This is a genomic window from Streptomyces longisporus, assembly GCF_039532765.1.
GTDB classification, from domain to species: Bacteria; Actinomycetota; Actinomycetes; order Streptomycetales; family Streptomycetaceae; genus Streptomyces; species Streptomyces longisporus.
The window spans coordinates 24,101-44,321 of sequence record NZ_BAAASG010000008.1 but is presented as its reverse complement, the minus strand read 5'-3'; the positions used below and the strand labels follow the sequence as shown (position 1 = coordinate 44,321).

The following is a 20,221-nucleotide window of genomic DNA, read 5'->3' as shown; positions in this document are numbered from 1 at the left end:
GTGCGCCCCGCCTGCCCCCGTCAGCGGTGCCATTCGGCCAACGGCCGGGTCTGGCAAGGGCTTTGGGGGGCATGCGCACTGTAGGAAGGAGGGCCGTCGCCATGACGACTCCCATCAGGCGCGTGTCCAGGCGCATGCCCGGCTGGGCGAAGGCGGTGAGCGCCGTCGTGCTGGTGCTCGTGGTGTTCTTCGCCGGGATCCGGCTGAGTGTGCTCCCTGGTCTCAAGGACCTGTTCGGCACCGAAACGCACGACCGCTCGGGACCCGCACTGCTCCAGTCCATCCAGGACATGAGCCGTTACGACGCCGCCTCCGGCAACTTCCAGGTCGTCGTCGACCTGGAAAAGGACACCAAGTACCTGCCCGACGCGATCCGCGGCTCCCGCACGCTGTACATCGGTGCGGGCACCGTCGACGCGTACGTCGACCTCGGAAAGGTCGGCAAGGACGACGTGACGGTCAACGGCGACCGCACGTCCGCCACGCTCCGGCTGCCGCACGCGGTGCTCGGCAAGCCGGCCCTCGACCCGGACCGCTCCTACGCCGTCTCCAAGCAGCGCGGTCTCCTCGACCGGCTCGGCGACCTGTTCTCGGACAATCCCAACAGCGAGCAGGCCGTGCAGAAGCTCGCGGTCAAGCACATCGGGGAGGCGGCGAAGGACAGCGGTCTGACCCGGCGGGCCGAGACCAACACCACGGACATGCTCGACGGCCTGCTGCGTTCCCTCGGTTTCAAGGAGGTGCATGTCAGCTACGGCAGCTGATCAGCCGCCCCCCGACACCCCTGGCAGGGCCAGCACGCCGAGCAAGGCGGCCCCGACCAGCACCCATGCGACGTAGTCCCCGACGTGCCCGGACTGCAGGCGCCGCAGTGGCAGCGCCCAGTCCGGGGCGGCGAGCAGCTTGGGGCGGGTGACGGCGACGGCGGCGAGGCCCACGGCGAGCAGGGTCGAGGCCAGGCCCAGAAGCACACCGGGTACGGTCCACTGCGGGGTGGAGACCACCACCCCGCCGGACCCCGCCTCGCTCATTGCGTGCGCCACGAGCCCGGCGAAGCCGGGGACCGCGCCGACGGCCAGCGCGGTGGCGAGCAGCACCGTCGGGACGACCGTCATCGGGCCCGGGACCCGGCTGACGCGGTGGCCGGTCTCGGGCTCCTCGCCGGAACCGGTCGTCTCGTACTCGCCGTGGTCGGGCGGTGCGGGCCCGAGGCCGAGGAAGACGCGGGCGGCGACCCGCAGCACCGCGCCGGCGGTCACCGCGCTCGCGGCGACGTACACGAGAGTGAGGGGGCCGCCCACGGCCTCCTCCGCCACCGACTTGCCGAGTGCCGTGCCGAACGGGGGCAGCCCGGCGAGGCCGAGGGCCCCCGCGGCGTACAGGACGGCAAGCCCGCGCAGCCGTCGGGCGCGCCCGTGCAGGGCGTGTTCGTCGACGCTGCCGTACCGGTCCAGGAGGACGCCGGTGCAGGCGAACAGGGCGGCCTTCACACCGGCGTGGCCGAGCACGTACAGCGCGACCCCGTCGTCCGCCTCAGGGGTCAGCACGCCGATCCCGATGAGGAAGAGGCCGGTGTGGGCCACCGTCGAATAGGCGAGCAGCCGTTTGAGGTGCCGCTGGTACCAGCACATGACGGCGCCGATCACGGCCGTCAGCACGCCGAGCACCACGAGCACCCGCGTCAGTGCCTCGGCGGGCACCCCGCCGGGCCCGGAGAACACGCTCCCGTACACCCGCCAGACGCCGTACGTGCCGAGTTCGACCATCACGCCCGACAGCAGCATGCACACGGGCGTGGGTGCGACGGCGTGGGCGTCGGGCAGCCAGAAGTGGAAGGGCAGGGCGGCCGCCTTGACCAGCAGTCCGGTGAGGACCAGGACGAACCCGGCGAGGACGAGCGCGTCGGGCCCGCCGTGCCGGTCCAGGCCGCGTCCGATCTGGGCCATCGCCAGTTCGCCGGTGCGGGCGTACAGCAGCCCGATGCCCATCAGCATGGCGTACGCGCCGAGCGAGGTGACGACCGCGAAGGTCAGCGCGCCCTGGACGGCCTTGGCCTCCTCGACGCGGGTGCCGGTCAGGGCGTAGGCGACGACGCTCATCAGCTCGAACCAGACGAACATGTTGAACAGGTCGCCGGCGAGGGCGAAGCCGCACATGCCGCCCTGGAAGAGCAGCATCAGCGCGGGGAAGGAGCCCGCGTGGCGGCGGGGCGGTTCGTCGAAGTAGTGCCAGGAGTACGCCAGTGCGGCCAGCGTCAGCAGTGAGGCGAGCGCGGCCATGCCGAGGCCGGGCCCGTCGCCGGTCAGGACGATGCCGACGCTCTCGCCGTTCACGGGCTGCCAGCCGCCGACCCACTCGGTCATGGGCGGCGAGGAGTTGAGAAGCAGCACGATCGCGAGGCCGGCCGTGCCGGCGGAGACGGTGCACCCCACGGTCTCGGCGACCACGCGGGGCAGCCGGCGGCCCGCGGCGACCAGGAGGGCGGCCCCCAGCAGGGGCACGGCGACGACGAGGGGCAGCAGGTCGTTCATCAGCCGCGCAGCTCGGAGAGTTCGTCGGGGTCGACGGTGCCGTGCCGCTTGGCGATCTGCATGACGAGCGCGAGCAGGAGTGCGGTGACGGTGGCGCCGACGACGACGTCGGTGAGGGTGAGCGCCTGTACGACCGGGTCGACGACCGGCCGGGAACCGGGTTTGACGTCGGAGAACACGGGGGCGGTGGCGCCGTCGCGGTAACCCACGGACAGCAGCAGCACATAGGTGCCGGCCTGGCACACGGACAGGCAGCCGACAGCGTGGATCAGGTTGCGGCTGGTGGCCAGGCCGTAGCAGCCGGCCAGGAAGACCCAGGCGGCGACCAGATATGGCAGTACATCCATCACGGCTCTCATGTGCCGCTCTCCTCCTCGATCTCGACGGCCTGGTCCAGGAAGCGGGCGAGCAGCACGACGACCGCGCTGGCGACCTCCATGCCGATGGCCGCGTTCAGCAGCGGGACGGTGCCGCCGGAGGACAGCGTGTTGAAAGTGCCGTACGGCAGCAGCGTGTTGGCGAGGAAGGCGGTGCCTCCGATCAGTCCCGCGATGCCCATGACGAGGTAACCGGAGGCGGCGAGGGCGTCGGCGACCTCGTAGGCGCCGATCGGCCTGATGCGTTCCAGTGCCGCGTAGTCGGCGCCCAGGTAGAGCAGGTGCAGGGCGGTCGCGGCGACCACTCCGCCCTGGAAGCCGCCGCCGGGGCTGAGCTGGCCGTGGGCGATGACGTACAGGCCGCTGAGCAGGGCGACCGGCAGGACGACGAGGGCGTAGCGGCGGACCGGCAGGGCGACCTCGGCCGGTTCGGGGCGGGCCCGCTGTTCGTCCCGGGTCTGGCGCAGCAGCATCACGCAGCCGAGGACGGCGGAGAACAGGATGGTCATCTCGCCGAGGGTGTCGAAGGCGCGCTGGTCGAAGTTGACGGAGGAGACGGTGTTGGCGGTCTGCCGGGCCAGGGAGGCGTGCACGGCGCGGTCGCCGTAGGGATGGCGGTCACCACCGAAGTGCGGCAGGTCCAGGCAGGCGGCGACGAGCAGGGCGGCCAGGCCCGCGCCGCCCGCGAGCAGCACCCACAGGCGGACGCGCCGGGTCACCGCTCACGCTCCTTGCCCTGTCCGCGCCGCCTGACCTTGCGGACGGTGAGCATCAACAGCAGCGGTGTCAGCGCGGAGCCGACGGCCAGCTGGGAGAGCCCGACGTCGGGCGCCTGGTCCACGGTGAACAGGGCGGCGAGGACGATGCCCAGGAGGGACAGGACCAGGGCCTGGCGCATGGGGTCGCGGGTGGCCACGGCCGCGGTCGCGCAGGCCGCGACCAGCAGCAGTGCCACGACGATCACCGCGTCAGCCACCGCGGACCCCCCGGAATCCGCCGGCCAGGGCCCGCGAGGCGATGATGTTGCCGCTGATCAATAGGGCGCCGATGACCAGCAGTTTCACCATGGCGCGGCCGGGCCCGGTGGCGACGCACAGGGCGATCACGGCGGCCGCGCCGAGCCCGGCGACCGTCAGGGTGGGGCCCCAGGCGCGCGGCGGGTCCTCGGCGAGTTCCTCGGCGAGCAGCCGGGCGAAGACGAGGGTGCCGACAGGGCCGAGCAGGGCCAGGACGAGGCCGAGGTCGACGTAGGAGGGGCGGTTGTAGGCCTGGGAGAGGAGCAGCAGGCTCGGGCAGGCGAGTGCGGTGGACAGGTTCTGGGCCACGACCCGGCGGCGCAGCGGACCGGTGGTCACGCCCCACAGGGCGGTGCCCAGTCCGCCGGCGAGACCGACCGCGGCGGCAAGCGTCCAGCCGTTCACGTCGCGCTCACCGCCCGTCGTGCGCCGCGGGCCGCGAAGGCGCCCACGCAGGCGCAGCTCGCGCCGACGACGAGTTCCAGGGTGTCGACGGTGCTGATGAGGACCAGCCACAGCGGGCCGAGCGCGATCCACCAGCCCAGCAGTTCGGCCACGGTGAACAGGACCGTTCGCGGGGTCATGCGCCACCTCCTCGGGCTCTGTTCGCACACCGTCACGGGCGGGATGTCCGGTACGTCCGTCCCGCGGCATCCAAACATCGCGGCGGGCGCACCGGGTGGCGGCGCGCTGGCTTCCACCGCCGGAGTGCCCCTACGGCAGGAAGGGAAACCGCGAGGGCATCCGGGCCGCGCCGGCCGCGCGGCGGCATTCTCGGCCGCCGAGCGGGTAACCGCCTTACAACGCAGGGAAGTTGAAGACTGGAGGACCTGATGGCCCGTGCAGCCTTACGAGCACGTTCAGCGTTGCGCCTGCGTACGACCAAGACCGGCACGCCCGAGAGGCCGAAGAAGTACTTGAAGTGGAAGAAGCCGGAGAAGGGAAGCGAGCCGGCGAAGGCGAAGAAGTCCGCGAAAACCGGGAGCAAGGCACAGCCGGCTCCTCGTGAGCGCCATGTCATGCCCTTGCCGATCCGGCTGCTGGCGATGCTGTGCGCCTTCGGGTTCATGGTGGCCTTCGCCGCGGTGCTGGCCCGATTGACCCTGGAACCCTCTCCCGCCTCGGCGTCGATGGCCCACACGAACTTGCATCCGGGAACCACTCTGCGGCTCTATCTGGACCAGCCGGCGTTCCGGGACGCCGTGAAGCAAATCGGCGGCAATGTACTGCTGGGCGTCCCGTTCGGCGTCCTGGTGCCGGTCGTCGCACCGCGGGCGCGCGGGTTGTTGCGGGTGCTGGCGCTGACCGCGGTGGTGATGCTGCTGGTGGAGTTCGCCCAGGGAGCACTGGTCGAAGGGCGGGCCTTCGACATCGACGACGTCATCCTCAACACGACCGGTGCACTGGTGGGTTACGTCCTGCTGGGGCGGCGACTGGGCCGGGCCGTGCACGCGCGGGAGCGGCTGCCGCGACGGGCGGCGAAGCGAACGAAGGACGCATAGCGCCACCGCTCAACTCCTGGTCCGTACCAAAGTATTGACGCCCCCTTACCTCACTCCTTAAATCAAGAGGCGACGCCTTCATCCCCCACCGCGGCCGAACGCCTCCCTGCGCCCGGCCGCCGTACGGAAGGAAGTCCCGTGGCCTCCCCACGCCTGCTGCGCAGATGTCTGTTCGCCGCCCTGTCCGCCGTACTGGTCGCATCCGCCGCGACCGGTGCGGCGCAGGCGGATCAGCCCGGGGCCACCGCCGCCACGGTGGCGTTCTCCGACACTTTCGACGGGCCGGCCGGAGCCGCGGTCGACTCCTCGAAGTGGCAGACCGAGACGGGGGACAACGTCAACAACCACGAGCGGCAGTACTACACCCCGGGCACCGCGAACGCGGCCCTGGACGGACAGGGCCATCTGGTGATCACGGCGCGGCGCGAGAACCCGGGCAACTACCAGTGCTGGTACGGAACCTGCCAGTACACCTCGGCGCGGCTGAACACCTCGGGGAGGTTCAACGCCCAGTACGGGCACGTCGAGGCGCGCATGAAGATCCCGCGGGGGCAGGGCATGTGGCCCGCCTTCTGGATGCTCGGCACGCCGGTCAACTGGCCGGACTCGGGGGAGATCGACGTCATGGAGAACGTCGGCTACGAACCGTCCACCGTGCACGGCACCATCCACGGACCCGGCTACTCCGGCTCGGGCGGCATAGGCGCCGCCTACTCCCTGCCGAACGGGCAGGCCTTCGCGGACGCCTTCCACACCTTCGCCGTCGACTGGGCACCCGACTCGATCACCTGGTCCGTGGACGGCACCGTCTACCAGCGGCGCACACCCGCCGATCTGGGCGGCAGGACCTGGGTGTTCAACAAGCCGTTCTTCCTGATCCTGAACCTGGCGGTGGGCGGCTACTGGCCCGGAGACCCGGACGGCTCAACGGCCTTCCCACAGCAGCTGGTGGTGGACTCGGTGTCGGTCACGACCGGCGACTCGGCCACCGGAGCGGCGATCAGGGGACTGGCCGGAAAGTGCGTGGACGTCGCCGGGGCGAACTCCGCCAACGGCACCCCCGTGCAGCTCTACGACTGCAACGGCACCGCCGCCCAGCAGTGGACGGTGGGTTCCGACGGCACCCTGCGCGCGCTCGACAAGTGCCTGGACGTCACCGGCAACGGCACCGCGGACGGCTCGACCGTCCAGTTGTGGGACTGCACGGGCGGCCCGAACCAGACGTGGACGGTCACCGGGGCGCACGACATCGTCGATCCGCAGGCGGACAAATGCCTCGACGTGACCGGGAACAACTCGGCCAACGGCACCCGGCTGCAGATCTGGACCTGCTCGGGCGGCGCCAACCAGAAGTGGACGGTCGGCTGAGCCGGGCCGTCAGTGCAGCTTCCAGGTGAACTTGTCGCCGCCGACCCAGCGCACCACGTCCGGGTCGTCCAAGTCGTGCACCGTGATGCCGAAGGCGGCGGCGGCCTCCAGGACGTCGGTGACGGACTTGGCCTCACCGATCACTTCGCCGTCGATCTCCACGATCCGGAACGGCGGTGTGCCCGGCTGCACACCGAGGACCATGATCCGCGGATTGGAGATGTGGGGAGCTGCTTGTTCGGTCATGCAATAGAGCGTAGGACGCATCGGTGGCGGCTCGCTCGGGGGTGTCAGCGCTGCAGGAGCTCGAGCACCGCCGCCTCGACGGCGCCCTGCGTCGCGGGACGGCCGAAGTCCCCGTGTTCGCCCAGCCGGGTGAGCACGGGGGCGATGGTCTCGCCCTGCTCGAAGAGCTCCACGACCCGGGGGTCGATGTAGGAGGCGCGGCAGACGGCGGGCGTGTTGCCGAGGTAGTGGCTGACCTCGCGGACGGCGCGGCTGGTCTGCCGGCGCCGGGCGGCCGGGGTGGCGCGTGCCTCCTCGGTGACGACGGCCAGGGCGACGGCGGCGAGGACCGTGGCGTGCCAGGTGCGGAAGTCCTTTGCGGTGATCTCGGTGCCGGACAGCCGGCGCAGCGCCTCGTTGAGGTCGTCGCCGTGCAGGTCGTGCCAGGCGTGCCGGTCCCAGTACACCAGCAGCCGCTCCCCGCCGCTGCGGCGGCGCAGCAGGGCCCGTACGACGGCATGCGCCTGCTCGTCGACGAGCGCCCGTACGATCTCGGTGCCGCCCTTGGCCGGATAGCTGAACGCGATCTCCCCGCGGCCGCAGGTGACGTGCTCGCGCAGCATCGTCGTCAGGCCGTAGGTCTCGCTCTCGCGGGTGTGCCGGTCGCTGCCGATGCGGAAGAAGCCGAGGTCGAGCAGGCGCACGGCGCAGGCGGTGACCCGGGAGCGGGACAGGCCGCGTCCGGCGAGGTCCAGGGCGACCCTGGCGCGCAGTTCGGGCAGGGCGCGGGCGACCTCGCGGACGTGTTCGTGCTTGGCCTGCTCCTGCTGGGCGCGGAACTGTTCGTGGTAGAGGTACTGGCGGCGCCCTGCGTCGTCGGTGCCGACGGCCTGGAGGTGGCCGCCCGGCCAGGGGCAGATCCACACGTCCCGCCAGGCGGGCGGGATGACCAGGGCCCGGATACGGGCGAGGTGCCCGGGGTCCTTCAGCGGCGCGCCGGTCTCGTCCAGGTAGCGGAAGCCGCGGCCGCAGCGGACGCGGGTGAAGCCGGGGCCGTCGCAGGAGCTGGTGCGCAGTCGCACGGCGGCCGGCTCAGGGCCGACGCCAGTCGTCGCTCTTGAGGTGGGAGCCGGCCTGCGGGCCCATCCGCAGCATGCCGCCGTCCACGCTCCAGGAGGCGCCGGTGACGTAGGAGGCGTCGGGGCCCGCGAGGAAGGCGATGACGGCGGCGACCTCACGGGCGTCGCCGGGCCGTCCTACGGGGATGCCGGGGCGGGGTTCGGTGTGCACGTCGGTGTCCTCCTGGCCGGTCATCGGGGTGGCGATCTCGCCCGGCGCGACCGCGTTGACGGTGATGCCGTACTCGGCGAGCTCCAGGGCCATGACCTGGGTGAGCAGTCCGAGGCCGCCCTTGGCCGCGCAGTACGGGGCGGCGCCGACCCGCGGCTGGTGTTCGTGGACGGAGGTCACGTTGACGATCCGGCCGCCGTCGCCCTGCCGGATCATGTGCCGCGCCGCCCGCTGTCCGCACAGGAACGGGCCGATCAGATCGACGTCGAGGACCTCGCGCACCGTGTCGAGCTCCAGGTCGAGGAAGGGCGTCATGGTGCCGGTGCCGGCGTTGTTGACCAGCACGTCGAGGCGGCCGAGCCGGTCGCAGAGCTCGTCGACGGTGCCGGCGGCGGTGGGCAGCCGGGTGAGGTCCATCTGGGCCACGGCGGCCCGCTGCCCGTGGGCGCGGACCTCCTCCGCGGTCTCCTCGGCGCCCTTGAGGTCGCTGTTCCAGGTGATGCCGACGTCCATGCCCGCCCGGGCGAGCCTTACGGCGGTGGCGCGGCCGATGCCGGAGTCGGAGCCGGTGATCACGGCGACCTTGGCGGGAGCTGATGTGGGCATCGCCGACCTCCTCCTGGACGGTGCGGGGGTGCGCATCGCAGTACCCGGGTGCGGGCGGGACAAACCGTGCGGGGTGCCCGGCGCTGGGGAACCCTGGAGGAGGAGGTCACCATGGATCCCGTCGAGGCACTGGAGCGGATCGCCTTCCTGCTGGAGCGGTCCCTGGCGCCGACGTACCGCGTCCGCGCCTTCCGCACGGCGGCCCGCGTGCTGACGTCCCTGCCCGCGGACGAGGTCCGCGAGCGGGCGGCCGCCGGGTCACTGGAGTCGCTGAAGGGCGTCGGCCCGAAGACCGCGCAGGTCGTCCGGGAGGCGCTGGCCGGAGAGGTGCCCGGCTATCTGGTCAAGCTGGAGGGCGAGGCGGGGGCGCCGAGCGAGGACCGGGCCGGCGCGGGGCTGCGGGCCAGGTTGCGCGGGGACTGCCATCTGCACTCCGACTGGTCGGACGGCGGCAGCCCGATCGAGGAGATGGGCCGGGCCGCGCAGGCCCTCGGGCACGAGTGGGCCGTGCTGACGGACCACTCCCCCCGGCTGACCGTGGCGCGCGGGCTGTCTCCCGAACGGCTGCGGGAACAGCTGGACGTGGTGGCGGAGCTGAACACCACCTGGGCGCCGTTCCGGCTGCTCACCGGCATCGAGTGCGACATCCTCGACGACGGCTCGCTGGACCAGGAGCCGGAGCTGCTTGAGCGGCTCGACGTGGTCGTGGTGTCGGTGCACTCCAAGCTGCGCATGGACGCCCGCTCGATGACCCGCCGGATGGTGGCCGCCGTACGCAGTCCGCACTCCGATGTGCTCGGGCACTGCACGGGGCGGCTGGTGACCGGGCGGGGGCGGCCCGAGTCGGAGTTCGACGCCGACGAGGTGTTCGCCGCGCTGGCCGAGACGGGCACCGCCCTGGAGATCAACAGCAGGCCCGAGCGGCTCGATCCGCCACGGCGGCTGCTGCGCCGGGCGGTCGGGTCGGGGGTGCTGTTCTCCGTCGACACCGACGCGCACGCGCCCGGCCAGCTGGACTGGCAGATCCTCGGCTGTGCCCGGGCCGAGGAGTGCGGGGTGCCGGCCGAGCGCGTGGTGAACACCTGGAGTCTGGACGATCTGCTGGCCTGGACCCGCTCGCGGCGCACGCCCGCAGGAGTGACAGGAACCTGACGTGGTACTCGGGGCAGCGGAACAGCAAAGGAGTGCGCATGGAACGGGCGGCCGTGTTCGACGTCGACGGAACCCTCGTCGACACCAACCACCTGCACGTGGCGACCTGGTGGGAGGCCTTCCGCCAAGCCGGCCACAAGGTGCCCATGCACGCCATCCACCGCTCCGTCGGCCTCGGCTCCGAGGACCTCGTCGCCCGGCTGCTGGGCGATCGGCGGGATCCGGACCGGGACGCCGAACTCAGCGCCGCGCACAAGGCGTTGTACGGCCAGTACTTCGACCGGCTGCCCGCGTTCGAGGACGCCGGGCGGCTGCTGCGGCGCCTCGACCACGACGGCTGGACGGTGGTGCTGGCCACCTCCGCGAGCGGCCCGGAACTCTCCGCGCTGCGCCGCGCGATCTGCGCCGACGACGCGATCACCGCCACCGCGAGCGCGGACGACGTCAAGGAGGGAAAGCCGGCCCCCGAGCCCGTCGAACACGCCCTGGAACTGGCCGGGGTGCCCGCCGAACGGGCGGTCTTCGTCGGTGACACCGTGTGGGACATGCGCGCGGGCAGCCGGGCCGGCGTGCGCTGTCTGGGCGTGCTGTGCGGCGGCATCCCGCGCGCCGACCTGGAGGAGGCGGGAGCCGAGGCCGTGTACGACGACCCCGCGCATCTGCTGTCCGCCCTGGAGAACAGTCCGCTGGCCTGAACACCCCGAACGGGTGACGCAGATCACCACGCAAGGTGCCGAACACAGGAACACCCAGCGGTAGTTCGCCGTTGAACCAACCGTGGGTGCGGATGGGACAGTGTCCCCGGGCCTCACCATTCGCCCACAGGGACGATCGTTCGGCTGAAGCCCTGTGGAGCCTTTCGCCGAGAGGCGACCGCCATCCGTGCCCACCACCGAGCGAGCCCCGACCGGCCTCCCCCGTCCGGTCGGGGCTCTTTCATGCCCGCGCCCGACCGCCCCGGTCCGCGCTTGACTTCGAGAGCACTCCAATCCGTAGCGTTCCCGTCATGAGCACTGGCACTGCACAGCACAAGATCGGATCCGGTTTCGGCGCCACGAGCACGGCCGACGACGTCCTTCAGGGCGTCGACCTGACCGGCAGGCTCGCCGTCGTCACCGGCGGCTACTCGGGGCTGGGCCTGGAGACCACGCGCGCCCTGACCAAGGCGGGCGCCCGGGTCGTCGTCCCGGCCCGCCGCCGGGCCACCGCCGAGGAGGCGCTGGCCGGCCTCGACGGCGTCGAGGTGGACGAGCTGGACCTCGGCGACCTGGAGAGCGTACGGGCCTTCGCCGATGGCTTCCTCGCCTCCGGACGGACCATCGACATCATGATCGACAACGCCGGGATCATGGCGTGCCCGGAGACACGGGTGGGGCCCGGCTGGGAGGCCCAGTTCGCCACCAACCACCTGGGCCACTTCGCCCTGGTCAACCGGCTGTGGCCGGCGATCGCCCCAGGCGGCGCCCGCGTCGTCTCCGTCTCCTCCCGCGCCCACCACTTCTCGGGCATGCGCTGGGACGACGTCCACTGGACGCAGGGCTACGACAAGTGGCAGGCCTACGGACAGGCCAAGACCGCGAACGTCCTGTTCGCCGTCCACCTCGACAAGCTCGGCCGGGACGCCGGCGTGCGCGCCTTCTCCCTGCACCCCGGCGGCATCCTCACCCCGCTGCAGCGGCACATCCCCAAGGCGGAGATGGTCGAGCGCGGCTGGATCGACGAGGACGGCAACGTCCTCAACCCCGAGGGCTTCAAGACCCCGCCGCAGGGCGCGGCCACCCAGGTGTGGGCGGCGACCTCGGCCCAGCTGGACGGCCTCGGCGGCGTCTACCTGGAGGACTGCGACATCGCCGAGCCCGCGGTCGACGGCGCGACCAGCGGCGTCAAGGACTGGGCGATCGACCCCGACCAGGCCGCCCGGCTGTGGGAGTTGTCGGCGGAGCTGACGGGCGTGAACGCCTTCGCCTAGGACCTGTCGTCAAATTCCCGTCGTCCGCCCGAAGGGCGGCCCGGCGGCGTCATGGGGGTCCCCCCCGCTCGGGCGAAGCCGAGTGGGGCAGGAGGCACGTGGGTGGTTCGGCAACGCGGCTGGCGTCCCCTCACGCCCTTAAGGCCGTGAAGGGCAGTGCCGTGCCAGGCGTCGCCGCACAGGCGAGAATTTGACCACAAGGCCTAGGAGTCACCCGGTTCCCTCGGCCCGAACAGGGCGGCGGGTGCGCCGGTCACGAGGGCCCAGTAGCGGTCTCCGTAGGACCAGTGCCACCACTCGGTGGGGTAGTTGACGAGCCCGGCGGCCGTCAGCGCGCCGCCGAGCAGGGCACGGTGGGCGCGGGCCTCCTCCGTGATGTTGGCGGCCGCCGTGTAGCAGGCGCCGTCGCTCTGCTCCGGGTTGGCGTTCATCTCGGTGCCCAGGTCCAGTTCGCGGCCCTCGGCGTCGGCGAGCGTCAGGTCGACGGCCGCGCCCGCGCTGTGCGGGGCGATCTCGGGCGGGGAGACATAGCGGCTGGCTGCGCTGAGGATGCGGTCGGCGGGCCAGTCCGGGTGGGCGGCGCGCAGTTCGTCGGCGTACCGCTCGAAGTAGCGGCGCTGGAGGGCCGGCGGCCGGTATCCCTCCACGAACAGCAGGCGCAGGCCCTCCGGGAGCAGGGCCTGGGCGGCGAGGAGGCGGTCGAGGACGCCGCGGCGCAGCTGGACCTCGGCGCCGTGGGAGTCCTTGTGCTTGCGGTCGTCGACCAGGAGCTTGTCTCGTACGTCGACGAGGGGCTCGCCGTTCTCCGCCACGGGTACGGCGGCGACCCGGGCGTCGGACATCAGGATGATCTCGCTCATGGCTTGATCATCTCCCGGCCGCCCGCCCGGAGCCGCCGGGGCTCAGTCGCCCATGAACTCCCGCAGGTCGGCGGTGAGTTGTTCGGCATGGGTGGCGAACAGACCGTGCCCCGCGTTCTCGTAGACCTTGAGGGTGGCGTCGGGGGCGAGGCCGGCGGCGCGGCGGCCGGTCGTCTCCAGGGGTGCCGAGGCGTCGTGCGTGCCGTGTACGACGAGCAACGGCACCTCCAGCTTGGCCAGTTCGGGAGCGACGTCGAGGGTGACGATCGTCTCCTGGACCGCGCTGGAGGCCCGCGCGGTGGACACCAGGCAGCGGTCGCTGAGGTAGCGGACGTAGGCGGTCGACACGTCGTTGCCCGGCCGGTGCAGGGCGAAGAAGTCGCGCAGTGCGCCGGGGTCGTTGAAGAACGCCGCCCGGTCGCGCAGGAAGGCCGCGTTGCCCGCCCGCATGACCTCGGGGTCCCAGCCGTCCGGGTTGTCCTCCGTGCGGACCACGCCCGGGGCGATGCCCGCCACGAGCGCGACACGGGTCACCCGGCCGCTGCCGTGCCGGGTCAGGCAGCGCACGATCTCGGCGCTGCCGACGGAGTGGCCGATCAGCGTCACCGCGCGCAGATCCAGATGGTCCAGCAGCCCGTACAGGTCGTCGGCGAGGGTGTCGAGGTCGTAGCCGTTCCACACGTCCTCGGAGCGTCCGTGCCCGCGCCGGTCCAGGCCCACGCAGCGGTAGCCCTCGGCCGCCAGCGGCAGCATCTGGAACTCCCACATCTCGGTGCCCAGGTAGGCGCTGTTGACGAAGACGGCCACGGGGCCGTCGGCCGGGCCGTGGTCGACGAAGTGCAGCTGCGCGCCGTCGGCCGGGCTGGCGAAATACGGCATGGGGCGTCCCCCTGCGATCCGGTGGGGTGGGTACGTCCTCCATCGTTCCGGGGGCAGGGACGGGCGTCGATTACCTCCGAGGTCATACGGCAGGTTCCGCGTGTGCTCCCCCCGGCCGGGTACTCGGTCACCCCGTTTCGGACCGTGCGGCCGGAAGGAGCCGAAGGTGAGCAGCGCAGTGGGCAGCAGGATCGTGGTCACGGGTGCCACCGGCAACGTCGGCACCAGTGTGGTGCGCCTCCTCTCCGAGGAAGCGCAGGTGGGGTCCGTGCTGGGGCTGGCCCGGCGGATTCCCGAGTGGTCGCCGGCGCGGACCGAGTGGTCCGCGGTCGACCTGGCGTCCCAACAGGCCGATCTGGTCAAGGAGTTCGAGGACGCCGACGCGGTCGTCCATCTGGCGTGGGCCTTCCAGCCCACGCATGATCCGGCGGCGACCTGGCGCACGAACGTGCTCGGGAGCATCCGGGTGTTCGAGGCGGTCGCGGCGGCCCGGGTGCCGACGCTCGTGCACGCCTCGTCGGTGGGCGCCTACTCTCCGGGACCGAAGGACCACGCGGTGGACGAGTCGTGGCCGACGCACGGCTGGCCGGATGCCGCGTACTGCCGGGAGAAGGCCTATCTGGAGCGCACCCTGGACACCTTCGAGCGCGACCACCCGGAGGTGCGGGTGGTCCGGATGCGGCCCGCGTTCCTCTTCAAGCGCGAGTCGGCGAGCGAGCAGCGCCGGATCTTCGGCGGCCGCTTCCTGCCGGGCCCGCTGGCGCGCCCGGAGCTGTTGCCCTTCCTCCCTGACATCCCGGGTCTGCGGGCCCAGGCGCTGCACACCGACGACGCGGCCAGGGCGTACGTCCTCGCGCTCGGCGCCGAGGTCCGCGGCGCCTTCAACCTGGCGGCCGAGCCCCCGGTCGACGCCGAACTGCTCGCTCAGCTGCTGGACACCCGCCCGATCCGGCTCCCCCGCGTCGCGGCCCGCTCGGCGATCGCCGCCGCCTGGGGCCTGCATCTGCTGCCCGCGTCGCCGCATCTGTTCGACGCGGTCCTTCGGCTGCCACTGATGGACTGCACACGCGCGCATGCCGAGCTGGGCTGGCACCCGGAGCACGAGGCGACCGAAGTCCTGGAGGAGTTCCTGCAGGGGCTGCAGCACGGCGAGGGCGCACGGACTGCGCCACTGCGGGGGCGCAAGGTCGGCTGACCGGCCCGGAACATGTCCACGGCCGCGCGTCGAGACGCGCGAGCGTGCCGAGCTGGGCCGGCACCCGGAGCACGAGGCGACCGAAGTCCTGGAGGAGTTCTCCTGGAGGAGTTCCAAGGGGCTGCAGCACGGCGGGGGCGCAAGGTCGGCTGACCGGCCCGGAACGTGTCCACGGCCGCTCGTCGAGACGCGCGGGCGTGCCAGGTGGGCTGACGGTGCGAGGGCTATGTGGTCTCGTCGAGCCGTTCGCGCTGTGGCACCACCGTGTACTTGGGGTCCTCGGCCGAGGCGATGCCCGCCGCGAAGACGCCGAAGCGGGTGCAGGCCGATCCTGCGAGCAGGGCGAGCCCGGAGGCGACCGCGGCGCCACGCCGTCCGCCGAAGAGCGCGGCGGTGACGGCACCGCCGGCGGTGAGCACCTGCGCCGCCCGGAGCAGTGCGCCGGCCCGGCCCTCCCGCCAGGTCTCGGCGACCATGCCCATGCGCTGCTCGGCCGCCTTCGACACCGCCGCGTCGGCCAGCGCAGCCAGCGCCGCGGCGCACCGGGCCGGAGCGTTCTCGCTCGGAGGTCCGGCAACGAGGGCCATCCCGGACGCCGCCGCGGTCGCGGACGCCGCGAACAGGTACGGCAGCTCCCGGTGGACGCCGTGCCAGGCCGGTACGGCGGTGTCGGCGGCCAGCACCCCGGTGTAAGTGGCGACCGCCGGGCCCAGCAGTGCGGCGGCGCCGGTCGCCGCGCCCCCGAGACGCGGCGACCGGCCGGTCACGGCGCTCGCGGCGGCCGCACCCGCCACGGGCCCGTAGGCGCCGAGCAGCCAGGACCCCATGCTCATGGGCGAGGTCGGCTTGAACACCCGCAGCATGTTCGCGAACCGGCTCGGCTTTCCGAGGTCGTGGATCAGGGCGGCGGCCGACAGGGAGACGGAGGCCAGCGAGGACACCTTCAGTGCCGTCGCGGTCGTCGTACGTCCGGTCAGGTGCGCGCCCGCCGCGAGCACCGACCCTGCTCCGGCGAGCCCGCCGAGGAAGAAGTACCCGGCGATGTCGGGGGCGGCCCAGGAGGGCGCCTTGATGACGGGACGGCCGTAGTAGGACTGGAACTCGGCCCGGGGGACGACGGCTTGCTCGCCGCGCCGCCGCCTGCGTCCCGCACGCTCGGTCGTGCTCATCGCCGGCCCCTTCCCGTGAGTGCGAAGCAGGCCGCGAGGCCGCCCAGCAGGGACAGGGCCGCGGCGCCCGCGTGCTTCCACATCGCGGGCAGGTCCCGGGTGGTGACCACGGGGTCCGGGGGCAGCCCGTACACCTCGGGCTCGTCCAGGAGCAGGAAGAACGCGCCGTCGCCGCCCACGCCGTCGTCCGGGTCGTGGCCGTAGAGCCGGGCGTCGGTGACGCCCGCCTCGTGCAGCTGGTCGACGCGCAGCGCGGCCCGCTCGCGCAGTTCGTCGAGCGGACCGAACTGGATGGACTCGGTGGGGCAGGCCTTGGCGCAGGCCGGTTCCTGTCCTGCGCCAAGGCGGTCGTAGCACATCGTGCACTTGAACGCGCGGCCGTCGCGCGGCCGTTGCTCGATGACGCCGTAGGGGCAGGCGGGCACGCAGTAGCCGCAGCCGTTGCAGATGTCCTCCTGGACGACGACCGTGCCGAACTCGGTGCGGAAGAGCGAGCCGGTGGGGCAGACGTCGAGGCAGGCGGCGTGGGTGCAGTGCTTGCACACGTCGGAGGACATCAGCCAGCGCAGCTCGCCGTCGCCGCCGACCGGTGTCTCCTGCGCGGTCGACTCGCCCTCGACCAGCGGAAGTTGGGTACGGCCGTCCGGGCGCGGCTGCTCGATGAAGGCCACGTGCCGCCAGGTCGAGGCGCCGAGCGCCTGCGTGTTGTCGTACGACATGGCCGTGAGCGACAGCCCGTCCTCCGGGATGGCGTTCCACTCCTTGCAGGCGACCTCGCAGGCCTTGCAGCCGATGCAGACGGAGGTGTCGGTGAAGAAGCCGACGCGTTCCTCGCTCACTTGCGTGCCTCCGTTCCGGTGTCCGGGGTGATACCGGCCCGGGTGCGGTACTCGGCGACCAGCCTCGGCAGGTCCGGGCCGCGCGGGCGGCGGCCGGCACGGATGTCGGCGGTCAGCGCCTTGTCCTCCTGGATGTGGGCGTTGGGGTCGAGGGCGATGGCCAGCAGCTCGTTGGCTGCATCGCCCTTCGCGACGCCGTTCGGGCCCCAGTGGAAGGGCAGGCCGATCTGATGGATCGTGCGGCCCTGCACCCGCAAGGGCCGGATACGGTCGGTCACCAGCACCCGCGCCTCGACGGCGTTGCGGGCGGTGACGATCGTCGCCCAGCCGCCGTTCTCCAGGCCGCGCTCACGGGCCAGCGCGGGCGAGACCTCGCAGAAGAACTCCGGCTGCAGCTCGGACAGATACTCCGACCAGCGGCTCATGCCGCCCGCCGTGAAGTGCTCGGTGAGGCGGTGCGTGGTGACGACGTACGGGAAGACCTCGGCGCCCTTCTCGTCTCCGCTGGGGTGGTAGCGGTTGCCCTCGCGGGGCAGCAGCTGGCGCACCGGGTTGCGCGGGGTGGAGGGGTACAGGGCGTTGGGGAACGGCGAGTCCTGCGGCTCGTAGTGGCTGGGCAGCGGGCCGTCCTCCAGGCCTGCGGGGGTGAACAGCCAGCCCTTGCCGTCGGCCTGCATGATGAACGGGTCGTCGCCGCGCAGCGCGTCGGAGCCGACCGCGTCCTCGTCGGGCACGAAGTCGGGTGCGCGGTCGGGGACGAAGTCCGGGACGTCACGCCCGGTCCACTTGCCCTCCTCCGCGTCCCACCAGACGTACTTCTTGCGCTCGCTCCAGGGCGTGCCGTCGGGCGCGGCGGAGGCGCGGTTGTAGAGGATGCGCCGGTTGGCGGGCCAGGCCCAGGCCCACTCGGCGGCCACCCAGTCCTGCTCCCAGTGGGGTTTCTTGCGGGCGGCCTGGTTGACGCCGTCGGCGTAGACCCCGCAGTAGATCCAGCAGCCGCAGCGGGTGGAGCCGTCGTCCTTGAGTTCGGTGTACGCGCTCAACGGGGTGTCGTCGGGACCATGGCCGCTGATCTCGGCAAGCACGGCGTCGGCGACGGGTTCCTCGAGGTCCCCGGTGACCGGGTAGTCCCAGGTCAGGTCGAGGACCGGGCGGTCCATGGGGTCCGTCGAGCCGGTCAGCTTCTCCCTGATGCGGCGGCCCAGGTGGTACATGAACCACAGGTCGCTGCGGGCGTCGCCCTCGGGTTCCACCGCCTGGTAGTGCCACTGCACCCAGCGGTTGGTGTTGGTGAAGGAACCGGACTTCTCGGTGTGGGAAGCGGCCGGGAAGAAGAACACCTCGGTGCCGATGTCCTCGGTGCGCAGCTCACCGGTCTCGATCTCGGGGCCGTCCTTCCACCACGTCGCCGACTCGATCAGGGAGAAGTCCCGCACGACCAGCCAGTCCAGGTTGGCCATGCCCAGCCGCTGCAGACGGGTGTTGGCGGAGCCGACCGCCGGGTTCTCGCCGAGCAGGAAGTAGCCCTTGCAGTCGCCGTCGAGCTGGGCCATGACCGTGTCGTAGGTGGAGTGCGAGCCGGTCAGCCGCGGCAGGTGGTCGAAGCAGAAGTCGTTGTCGGGAGTGGCGGCGTCGCCGTAGTAGGCCTTCAGCAGACTGACGATGTACGCCCGCATGTCGGCCCAGAAGCCCTTCACCGTGCGGGTCGTCTCGACGAAGTTGTCGAGGTTCATGTCCTCGTGGGCGTGCGGCATCGGGATGTAGCCGGGCAGCAGGTTGAACAGGGTGGGGATGTCGCTTGAGCCCTGGATGGAGGCATGGCCGCGCAGGGCCTGGATGCCGCCGCCGGTTCGGCCGATGTTGCCGAGCAGGAGCTGGAGGACGCAGGCGGCGCGGATGAACTGGGCCCCGGTGGTGTGCTGGGTCCAGCCGACGGCGTAGCAGAAGGCGCTGGTGCGCTCGGGGCCGGAGTTGGTGGTCAGCGCGTCGCAGACCTGCCGGAAGGTCTCGCGGGGGATGCCGCAGACCTCCTCGACCATCTCGGGGGTGTAGCGGGCGTAGTGCCGCTTGAGGATCTGGTAGACGCAGCGCGGATGCTGGAGGGTCTCGTCGGTGGGGGCGCGGTGCCCCGTACGCGCTCCGCCGGAGCCGTGCGCCTCGGCGCCGGCGGACTTGCGGGTGCGCTCCTCGTAGAGCTCGTCGGCCTCGCCGGCCGGCTGCTGGATCTCGACGCCCTCGTACTGCCAGGTGGTGGGGTCGTAGTGCTTCTTCTCCTCGTCGAGGCCGGAGAAGACGCCGTCGAGGTCCTCGGTGTCGCGGAAGTCCTCGCCGACCAGGGTGGAGGCGTTGGTGTAGTTGAGGACGTACTCCCGGAAGTCCTTCTCCTCGGTCAGGACGTGGTTGATGATCCCGCCGAGGAAGGCGATGTCGGTGCCCGCGCGGATGGGCACGTACAGGTCGGCGAGCGCGCTGGTGCGGTTGAAGCGCGGGTCGACGTCGATGATGGTGGCGCCGCGCTTCTTGGCCTCCATCACCCACTGGAAGCCGACCGGGTGGCACTCGGCGAAGTTGGAGCCCTCGATGACGATGCAGTCGGAGTACTGCAGGTCCTGCATGAAGGTGGTGGCGCCGCCGCGGCCGAAGGAGGTGCCGAGACCTGCGACCGTGGAGGAGTGACAGACCCGGGCCTGGTTCTCCACCTGCACCACGCCGAGGCCGGTCAGCAGCTTCTTGATGAGGTAGTTCTCCTCGTTGTCGAGGGTGGCGCCGCCGAGACTGGCGATGCCCAGGGTGCGCGCGGTGCGCATTCCGTCGCGCTCCCATTCCCAGGTCTCGCGCCGGGTGCGCAGGACCCGGTCGGCGACCATGTCCATGGCCGTGTCCAGGTCGAGCGGCTCCCAGTCGGTGCCGTGCGGGCGGCGGTAGAGCACCTGGTGCTCACGGGCCGGTCCGGTGGTCAGCTGCAGGGTGGCCGAGCCCTTGGGACACAGCCGTCCGCGGCTGACCGGCGAGGCGGGATCGCCCTCGATCTGTATGACTTTCTCGTCCCGGACATAGACCTGCTGGCCGCAGCCGACCGCGCAGTAGGGGCACACGGACTGCACCACGCGCTCCGCGCTGTCCGTGCGGGGCCGCAGGCCTTCGGTGTACGAGGATTTCGCGGCGCTCCCCCGGCCCGTACGGTCGGTGCCGGTGAGCTGCCGGTAGACGGGCCATGCGCGGACCCGGTCGCCGATACCCATG

21 protein-coding genes are annotated in these 20,221 nt (G+C 72.0%); 7 read left to right on the top strand and 14 right to left on the bottom strand.

The genetic code is table 11. From position 1 onward, the window contains the following. The first annotated feature begins 101 nt into the window (after nt 1-101). The gene (locus ABD355_RS17295; protein ID WP_344401282.1) at nt 102-764 is read left to right on the top strand and encodes a DUF4230 domain-containing protein; all 663 of its coding nucleotides are present in this window, start codon (nt 102-104) and stop codon (nt 762-764) included. Here ABD355_RS17295 and ABD355_RS17290 read toward each other — a convergent pair whose 3' ends face one another. Genes ABD355_RS17290 through ABD355_RS17265 form a run of 6 tightly spaced genes read right to left on the bottom strand, consistent with a single transcriptional unit; the run spans nt 765 to nt 4,508 of the window. Next, nucleotides 765-2,531: a complex I subunit 5 family protein gene (locus tag ABD355_RS17290; protein WP_344401281.1), complete on the bottom strand. Its 1,767-nt coding sequence runs from the start codon at nt 2,529-2,531 to the stop codon at nt 765-767. Beyond that, nucleotides 2,531-2,878, bottom strand: coding sequence for a sodium:proton antiporter (locus ABD355_RS17285; RefSeq protein WP_030937593.1), 348 nt, complete (start codon nt 2,876-2,878; stop codon nt 2,531-2,533). The genes ABD355_RS17290 and ABD355_RS17285 overlap by 1 nt, the downstream gene beginning before the upstream one ends. 8 nt (nt 2,879-2,886) lie before the next feature. After that, nucleotides 2,887-3,627 (bottom strand): MnhB domain-containing protein, encoded by a 741-nt coding sequence (locus ABD355_RS17280; RefSeq protein ID WP_344401280.1) that lies wholly within the window; start codon nt 3,625-3,627, stop codon nt 2,887-2,889. After that, nucleotides 3,624-3,884 (bottom strand): Na(+)/H(+) antiporter subunit B, encoded by a 261-nt coding sequence (locus tag ABD355_RS17275; RefSeq protein WP_344401279.1) that lies wholly within the window; start codon nt 3,882-3,884, stop codon nt 3,624-3,626. Before ABD355_RS17275 ends, ABD355_RS17280 begins: the two co-directional genes overlap by 4 nt. After that, nucleotides 3,877-4,329, bottom strand: a complete 453-nt coding sequence (locus tag ABD355_RS17270) for an MrpF/PhaF family protein (protein WP_344401278.1) — start codon at nt 4,327-4,329, stop codon at nt 3,877-3,879. Before ABD355_RS17270 ends, ABD355_RS17275 begins: the two co-directional genes overlap by 8 nt. After that, a complete protein-coding gene (locus ABD355_RS17265) occupies nt 4,326-4,508 on the bottom strand; it encodes a hypothetical protein (protein ID WP_344401277.1) in 183 nt (60 codons plus the stop codon). The genes ABD355_RS17270 and ABD355_RS17265 overlap by 4 nt, the downstream gene beginning before the upstream one ends. Nucleotides 4,509-4,757: 249 nt before the next feature. On the opposite strand from ABD355_RS17265, the gene ABD355_RS17260 reads away from it, so the two are divergent. Together ABD355_RS17260 and ABD355_RS17255 are read left to right on the top strand one after the other, a co-directional pair. Beyond that, a complete protein-coding gene (locus tag ABD355_RS17260) occupies nt 4,758-5,426 on the top strand; it encodes a VanZ family protein (protein WP_425585758.1) in 669 nt (222 codons plus the stop codon). 138 nt (nt 5,427-5,564) lie between these two features. Continuing rightward, nucleotides 5,565-6,794 (top strand): lectin, encoded by a 1,230-nt coding sequence (locus ABD355_RS17255; protein WP_344401276.1) that lies wholly within the window; start codon nt 5,565-5,567, stop codon nt 6,792-6,794. A 9-nt stretch (nt 6,795-6,803) separates the two neighbouring features. Here ABD355_RS17255 and ABD355_RS17250 read toward each other — a convergent pair whose 3' ends face one another. Genes ABD355_RS17250 through ABD355_RS17240 form a run of 3 tightly spaced genes read right to left on the bottom strand, consistent with a single transcriptional unit; the run spans nt 6,804 to nt 8,915 of the window. Next, on the bottom strand, nt 6,804-7,040 hold the full coding sequence (locus tag ABD355_RS17250; protein WP_344401275.1) for a hypothetical protein: 237 nt from the start codon (nt 7,038-7,040) through the stop codon (nt 6,804-6,806). 44 nt (nt 7,041-7,084) lie between these two features. Then, nucleotides 7,085-8,101: a DNA topoisomerase IB gene (locus ABD355_RS17245; RefSeq protein WP_344401273.1), complete on the bottom strand. Its 1,017-nt coding sequence runs from the start codon at nt 8,099-8,101 to the stop codon at nt 7,085-7,087. A gap of 10 nt (nt 8,102-8,111) precedes the next feature. Further along, the gene (locus tag ABD355_RS17240) at nt 8,112-8,915 is read right to left on the bottom strand and encodes an SDR family oxidoreductase (protein ID WP_344401272.1); all 804 of its coding nucleotides are present in this window, start codon (nt 8,913-8,915) and stop codon (nt 8,112-8,114) included. A gap of 111 nt (nt 8,916-9,026) precedes the next feature. Here ABD355_RS17240 and ABD355_RS17235 point away from each other — a divergent pair, with 111 nt between their 5' ends. The 3 genes from ABD355_RS17235 (at nt 9,027) to ABD355_RS17225 (ending at nt 12,036) form a co-directional block, all read left to right on the top strand. After that, on the top strand, nt 9,027-10,067 hold the full coding sequence (locus ABD355_RS17235; protein WP_344401271.1) for a PHP domain-containing protein: 1,041 nt from the start codon (nt 9,027-9,029) through the stop codon (nt 10,065-10,067). Between the two features lie 38 nt (nt 10,068-10,105). Then, nucleotides 10,106-10,762, top strand: a complete 657-nt coding sequence (locus ABD355_RS17230) for an HAD family hydrolase (protein WP_344401270.1) — start codon at nt 10,106-10,108, stop codon at nt 10,760-10,762. A 311-nt stretch (nt 10,763-11,073) separates the two neighbouring features. Continuing rightward, a complete protein-coding gene (locus ABD355_RS17225; protein ID WP_344401269.1) occupies nt 11,074-12,036 on the top strand; it encodes an SDR family NAD(P)-dependent oxidoreductase in 963 nt (320 codons plus the stop codon). Between the two features lie 203 nt (nt 12,037-12,239). Here the strand turns inward: ABD355_RS17225 and ABD355_RS17220 are convergent, their stop codons facing one another. Both ABD355_RS17220 and ABD355_RS17215 read right to left on the bottom strand, forming a co-directional pair. Then, complete coding sequence (locus ABD355_RS17220; protein WP_344401268.1) at nt 12,240-12,896, bottom strand: M15 family metallopeptidase; 657 nt, start codon at nt 12,894-12,896, stop codon at nt 12,240-12,242. 42 nt (nt 12,897-12,938) lie between these two features. Then, the gene (locus ABD355_RS17215) at nt 12,939-13,775 is read right to left on the bottom strand and encodes an alpha/beta fold hydrolase (protein WP_344401267.1); all 837 of its coding nucleotides are present in this window, start codon (nt 13,773-13,775) and stop codon (nt 12,939-12,941) included. A 166-nt stretch (nt 13,776-13,941) separates the two neighbouring features. On the opposite strand from ABD355_RS17215, the gene ABD355_RS17210 reads away from it, so the two are divergent. After that, nucleotides 13,942-14,970: an SDR family oxidoreductase gene (locus tag ABD355_RS17210; RefSeq protein ID WP_344401266.1), complete on the top strand. Its 1,029-nt coding sequence runs from the start codon at nt 13,942-13,944 to the stop codon at nt 14,968-14,970. Nucleotides 14,971-15,194: 224 nt separating this feature from the next. Here ABD355_RS17210 and nrfD read toward each other — a convergent pair whose 3' ends face one another. The 3 genes from nrfD to fdh are packed head-to-tail and all read right to left on the bottom strand — an operon-like array spanning nt 15,195 to nt 20,220. Continuing rightward, nucleotides 15,195-16,139, bottom strand: a complete 945-nt coding sequence (nrfD, locus tag ABD355_RS17205; RefSeq protein ID WP_344401265.1) for an NrfD/PsrC family molybdoenzyme membrane anchor subunit — start codon at nt 16,137-16,139, stop codon at nt 15,195-15,197. Beyond that, complete coding sequence (locus tag ABD355_RS17200) at nt 16,136-16,978, bottom strand: 4Fe-4S dicluster domain-containing protein (protein WP_344401263.1); 843 nt, start codon at nt 16,976-16,978, stop codon at nt 16,136-16,138. Before ABD355_RS17200 ends, nrfD begins: the two co-directional genes overlap by 4 nt. Further along, nucleotides 16,975-20,220: a formate dehydrogenase gene (gene fdh / locus ABD355_RS17195; protein WP_344401262.1), complete on the bottom strand. Its 3,246-nt coding sequence runs from the start codon at nt 20,218-20,220 to the stop codon at nt 16,975-16,977. The genes ABD355_RS17200 and fdh overlap by 4 nt, the downstream gene beginning before the upstream one ends. Nucleotide 20,221: the final 1 nt, after the last annotated feature.

What these genes read in the sequence shown, in the direction of transcription:
- ABD355_RS17295 (WP_344401282.1), top strand. Translation starts at nt 102, where the DNA reads ATGACGACTCCCATCAGGCGCGTGTCCAGGCGCATGCCCGGCTGGGCG.
- ABD355_RS17290 (WP_344401281.1), bottom strand. Translation starts at nt 2,531, where the DNA reads ATGAACGACCTGCTGCCCCTCGTCGTCGCCGTGCCCCTGCTGGGGGCC.
- ABD355_RS17285 (WP_030937593.1), bottom strand. Translation starts at nt 2,878, where the DNA reads ATGGATGTACTGCCATATCTGGTCGCCGCCTGGGTCTTCCTGGCCGGC.
- ABD355_RS17265 (WP_344401277.1), bottom strand. Translation starts at nt 4,508, where the DNA reads ATGACCCCGCGAACGGTCCTGTTCACCGTGGCCGAACTGCTGGGCTGG.
- ABD355_RS17260 (WP_425585758.1), top strand. Translation starts at nt 4,758, where the DNA reads ATGGCCCGTGCAGCCTTACGAGCACGTTCAGCGTTGCGCCTGCGTACG.
- ABD355_RS17250 (WP_344401275.1), bottom strand. Translation starts at nt 7,040, where the DNA reads ATGACCGAACAAGCAGCTCCCCACATCTCCAATCCGCGGATCATGGTC.
- ABD355_RS17240 (WP_344401272.1), bottom strand. Translation starts at nt 8,915, where the DNA reads ATGCCCACATCAGCTCCCGCCAAGGTCGCCGTGATCACCGGCTCCGAC.
- ABD355_RS17235 (WP_344401271.1), top strand. Translation starts at nt 9,027, where the DNA reads ATGGATCCCGTCGAGGCACTGGAGCGGATCGCCTTCCTGCTGGAGCGG.
- ABD355_RS17230 (WP_344401270.1), top strand. Translation starts at nt 10,106, where the DNA reads ATGGAACGGGCGGCCGTGTTCGACGTCGACGGAACCCTCGTCGACACC.
- ABD355_RS17225 (WP_344401269.1), top strand. Translation starts at nt 11,074, where the DNA reads ATGAGCACTGGCACTGCACAGCACAAGATCGGATCCGGTTTCGGCGCC.
- ABD355_RS17220 (WP_344401268.1), bottom strand. Translation starts at nt 12,896, where the DNA reads ATGAGCGAGATCATCCTGATGTCCGACGCCCGGGTCGCCGCCGTACCC.
- ABD355_RS17215 (WP_344401267.1), bottom strand. Translation starts at nt 13,775, where the DNA reads ATGCCGTATTTCGCCAGCCCGGCCGACGGCGCGCAGCTGCACTTCGTC.
- nrfD (WP_344401265.1), bottom strand. Translation starts at nt 16,139, where the DNA reads ATGAGCACGACCGAGCGTGCGGGACGCAGGCGGCGGCGCGGCGAGCAA.
- fdh (WP_344401262.1), bottom strand. Translation starts at nt 20,220, where the DNA reads ATGGGTATCGGCGACCGGGTCCGCGCATGGCCCGTCTACCGGCAGCTC.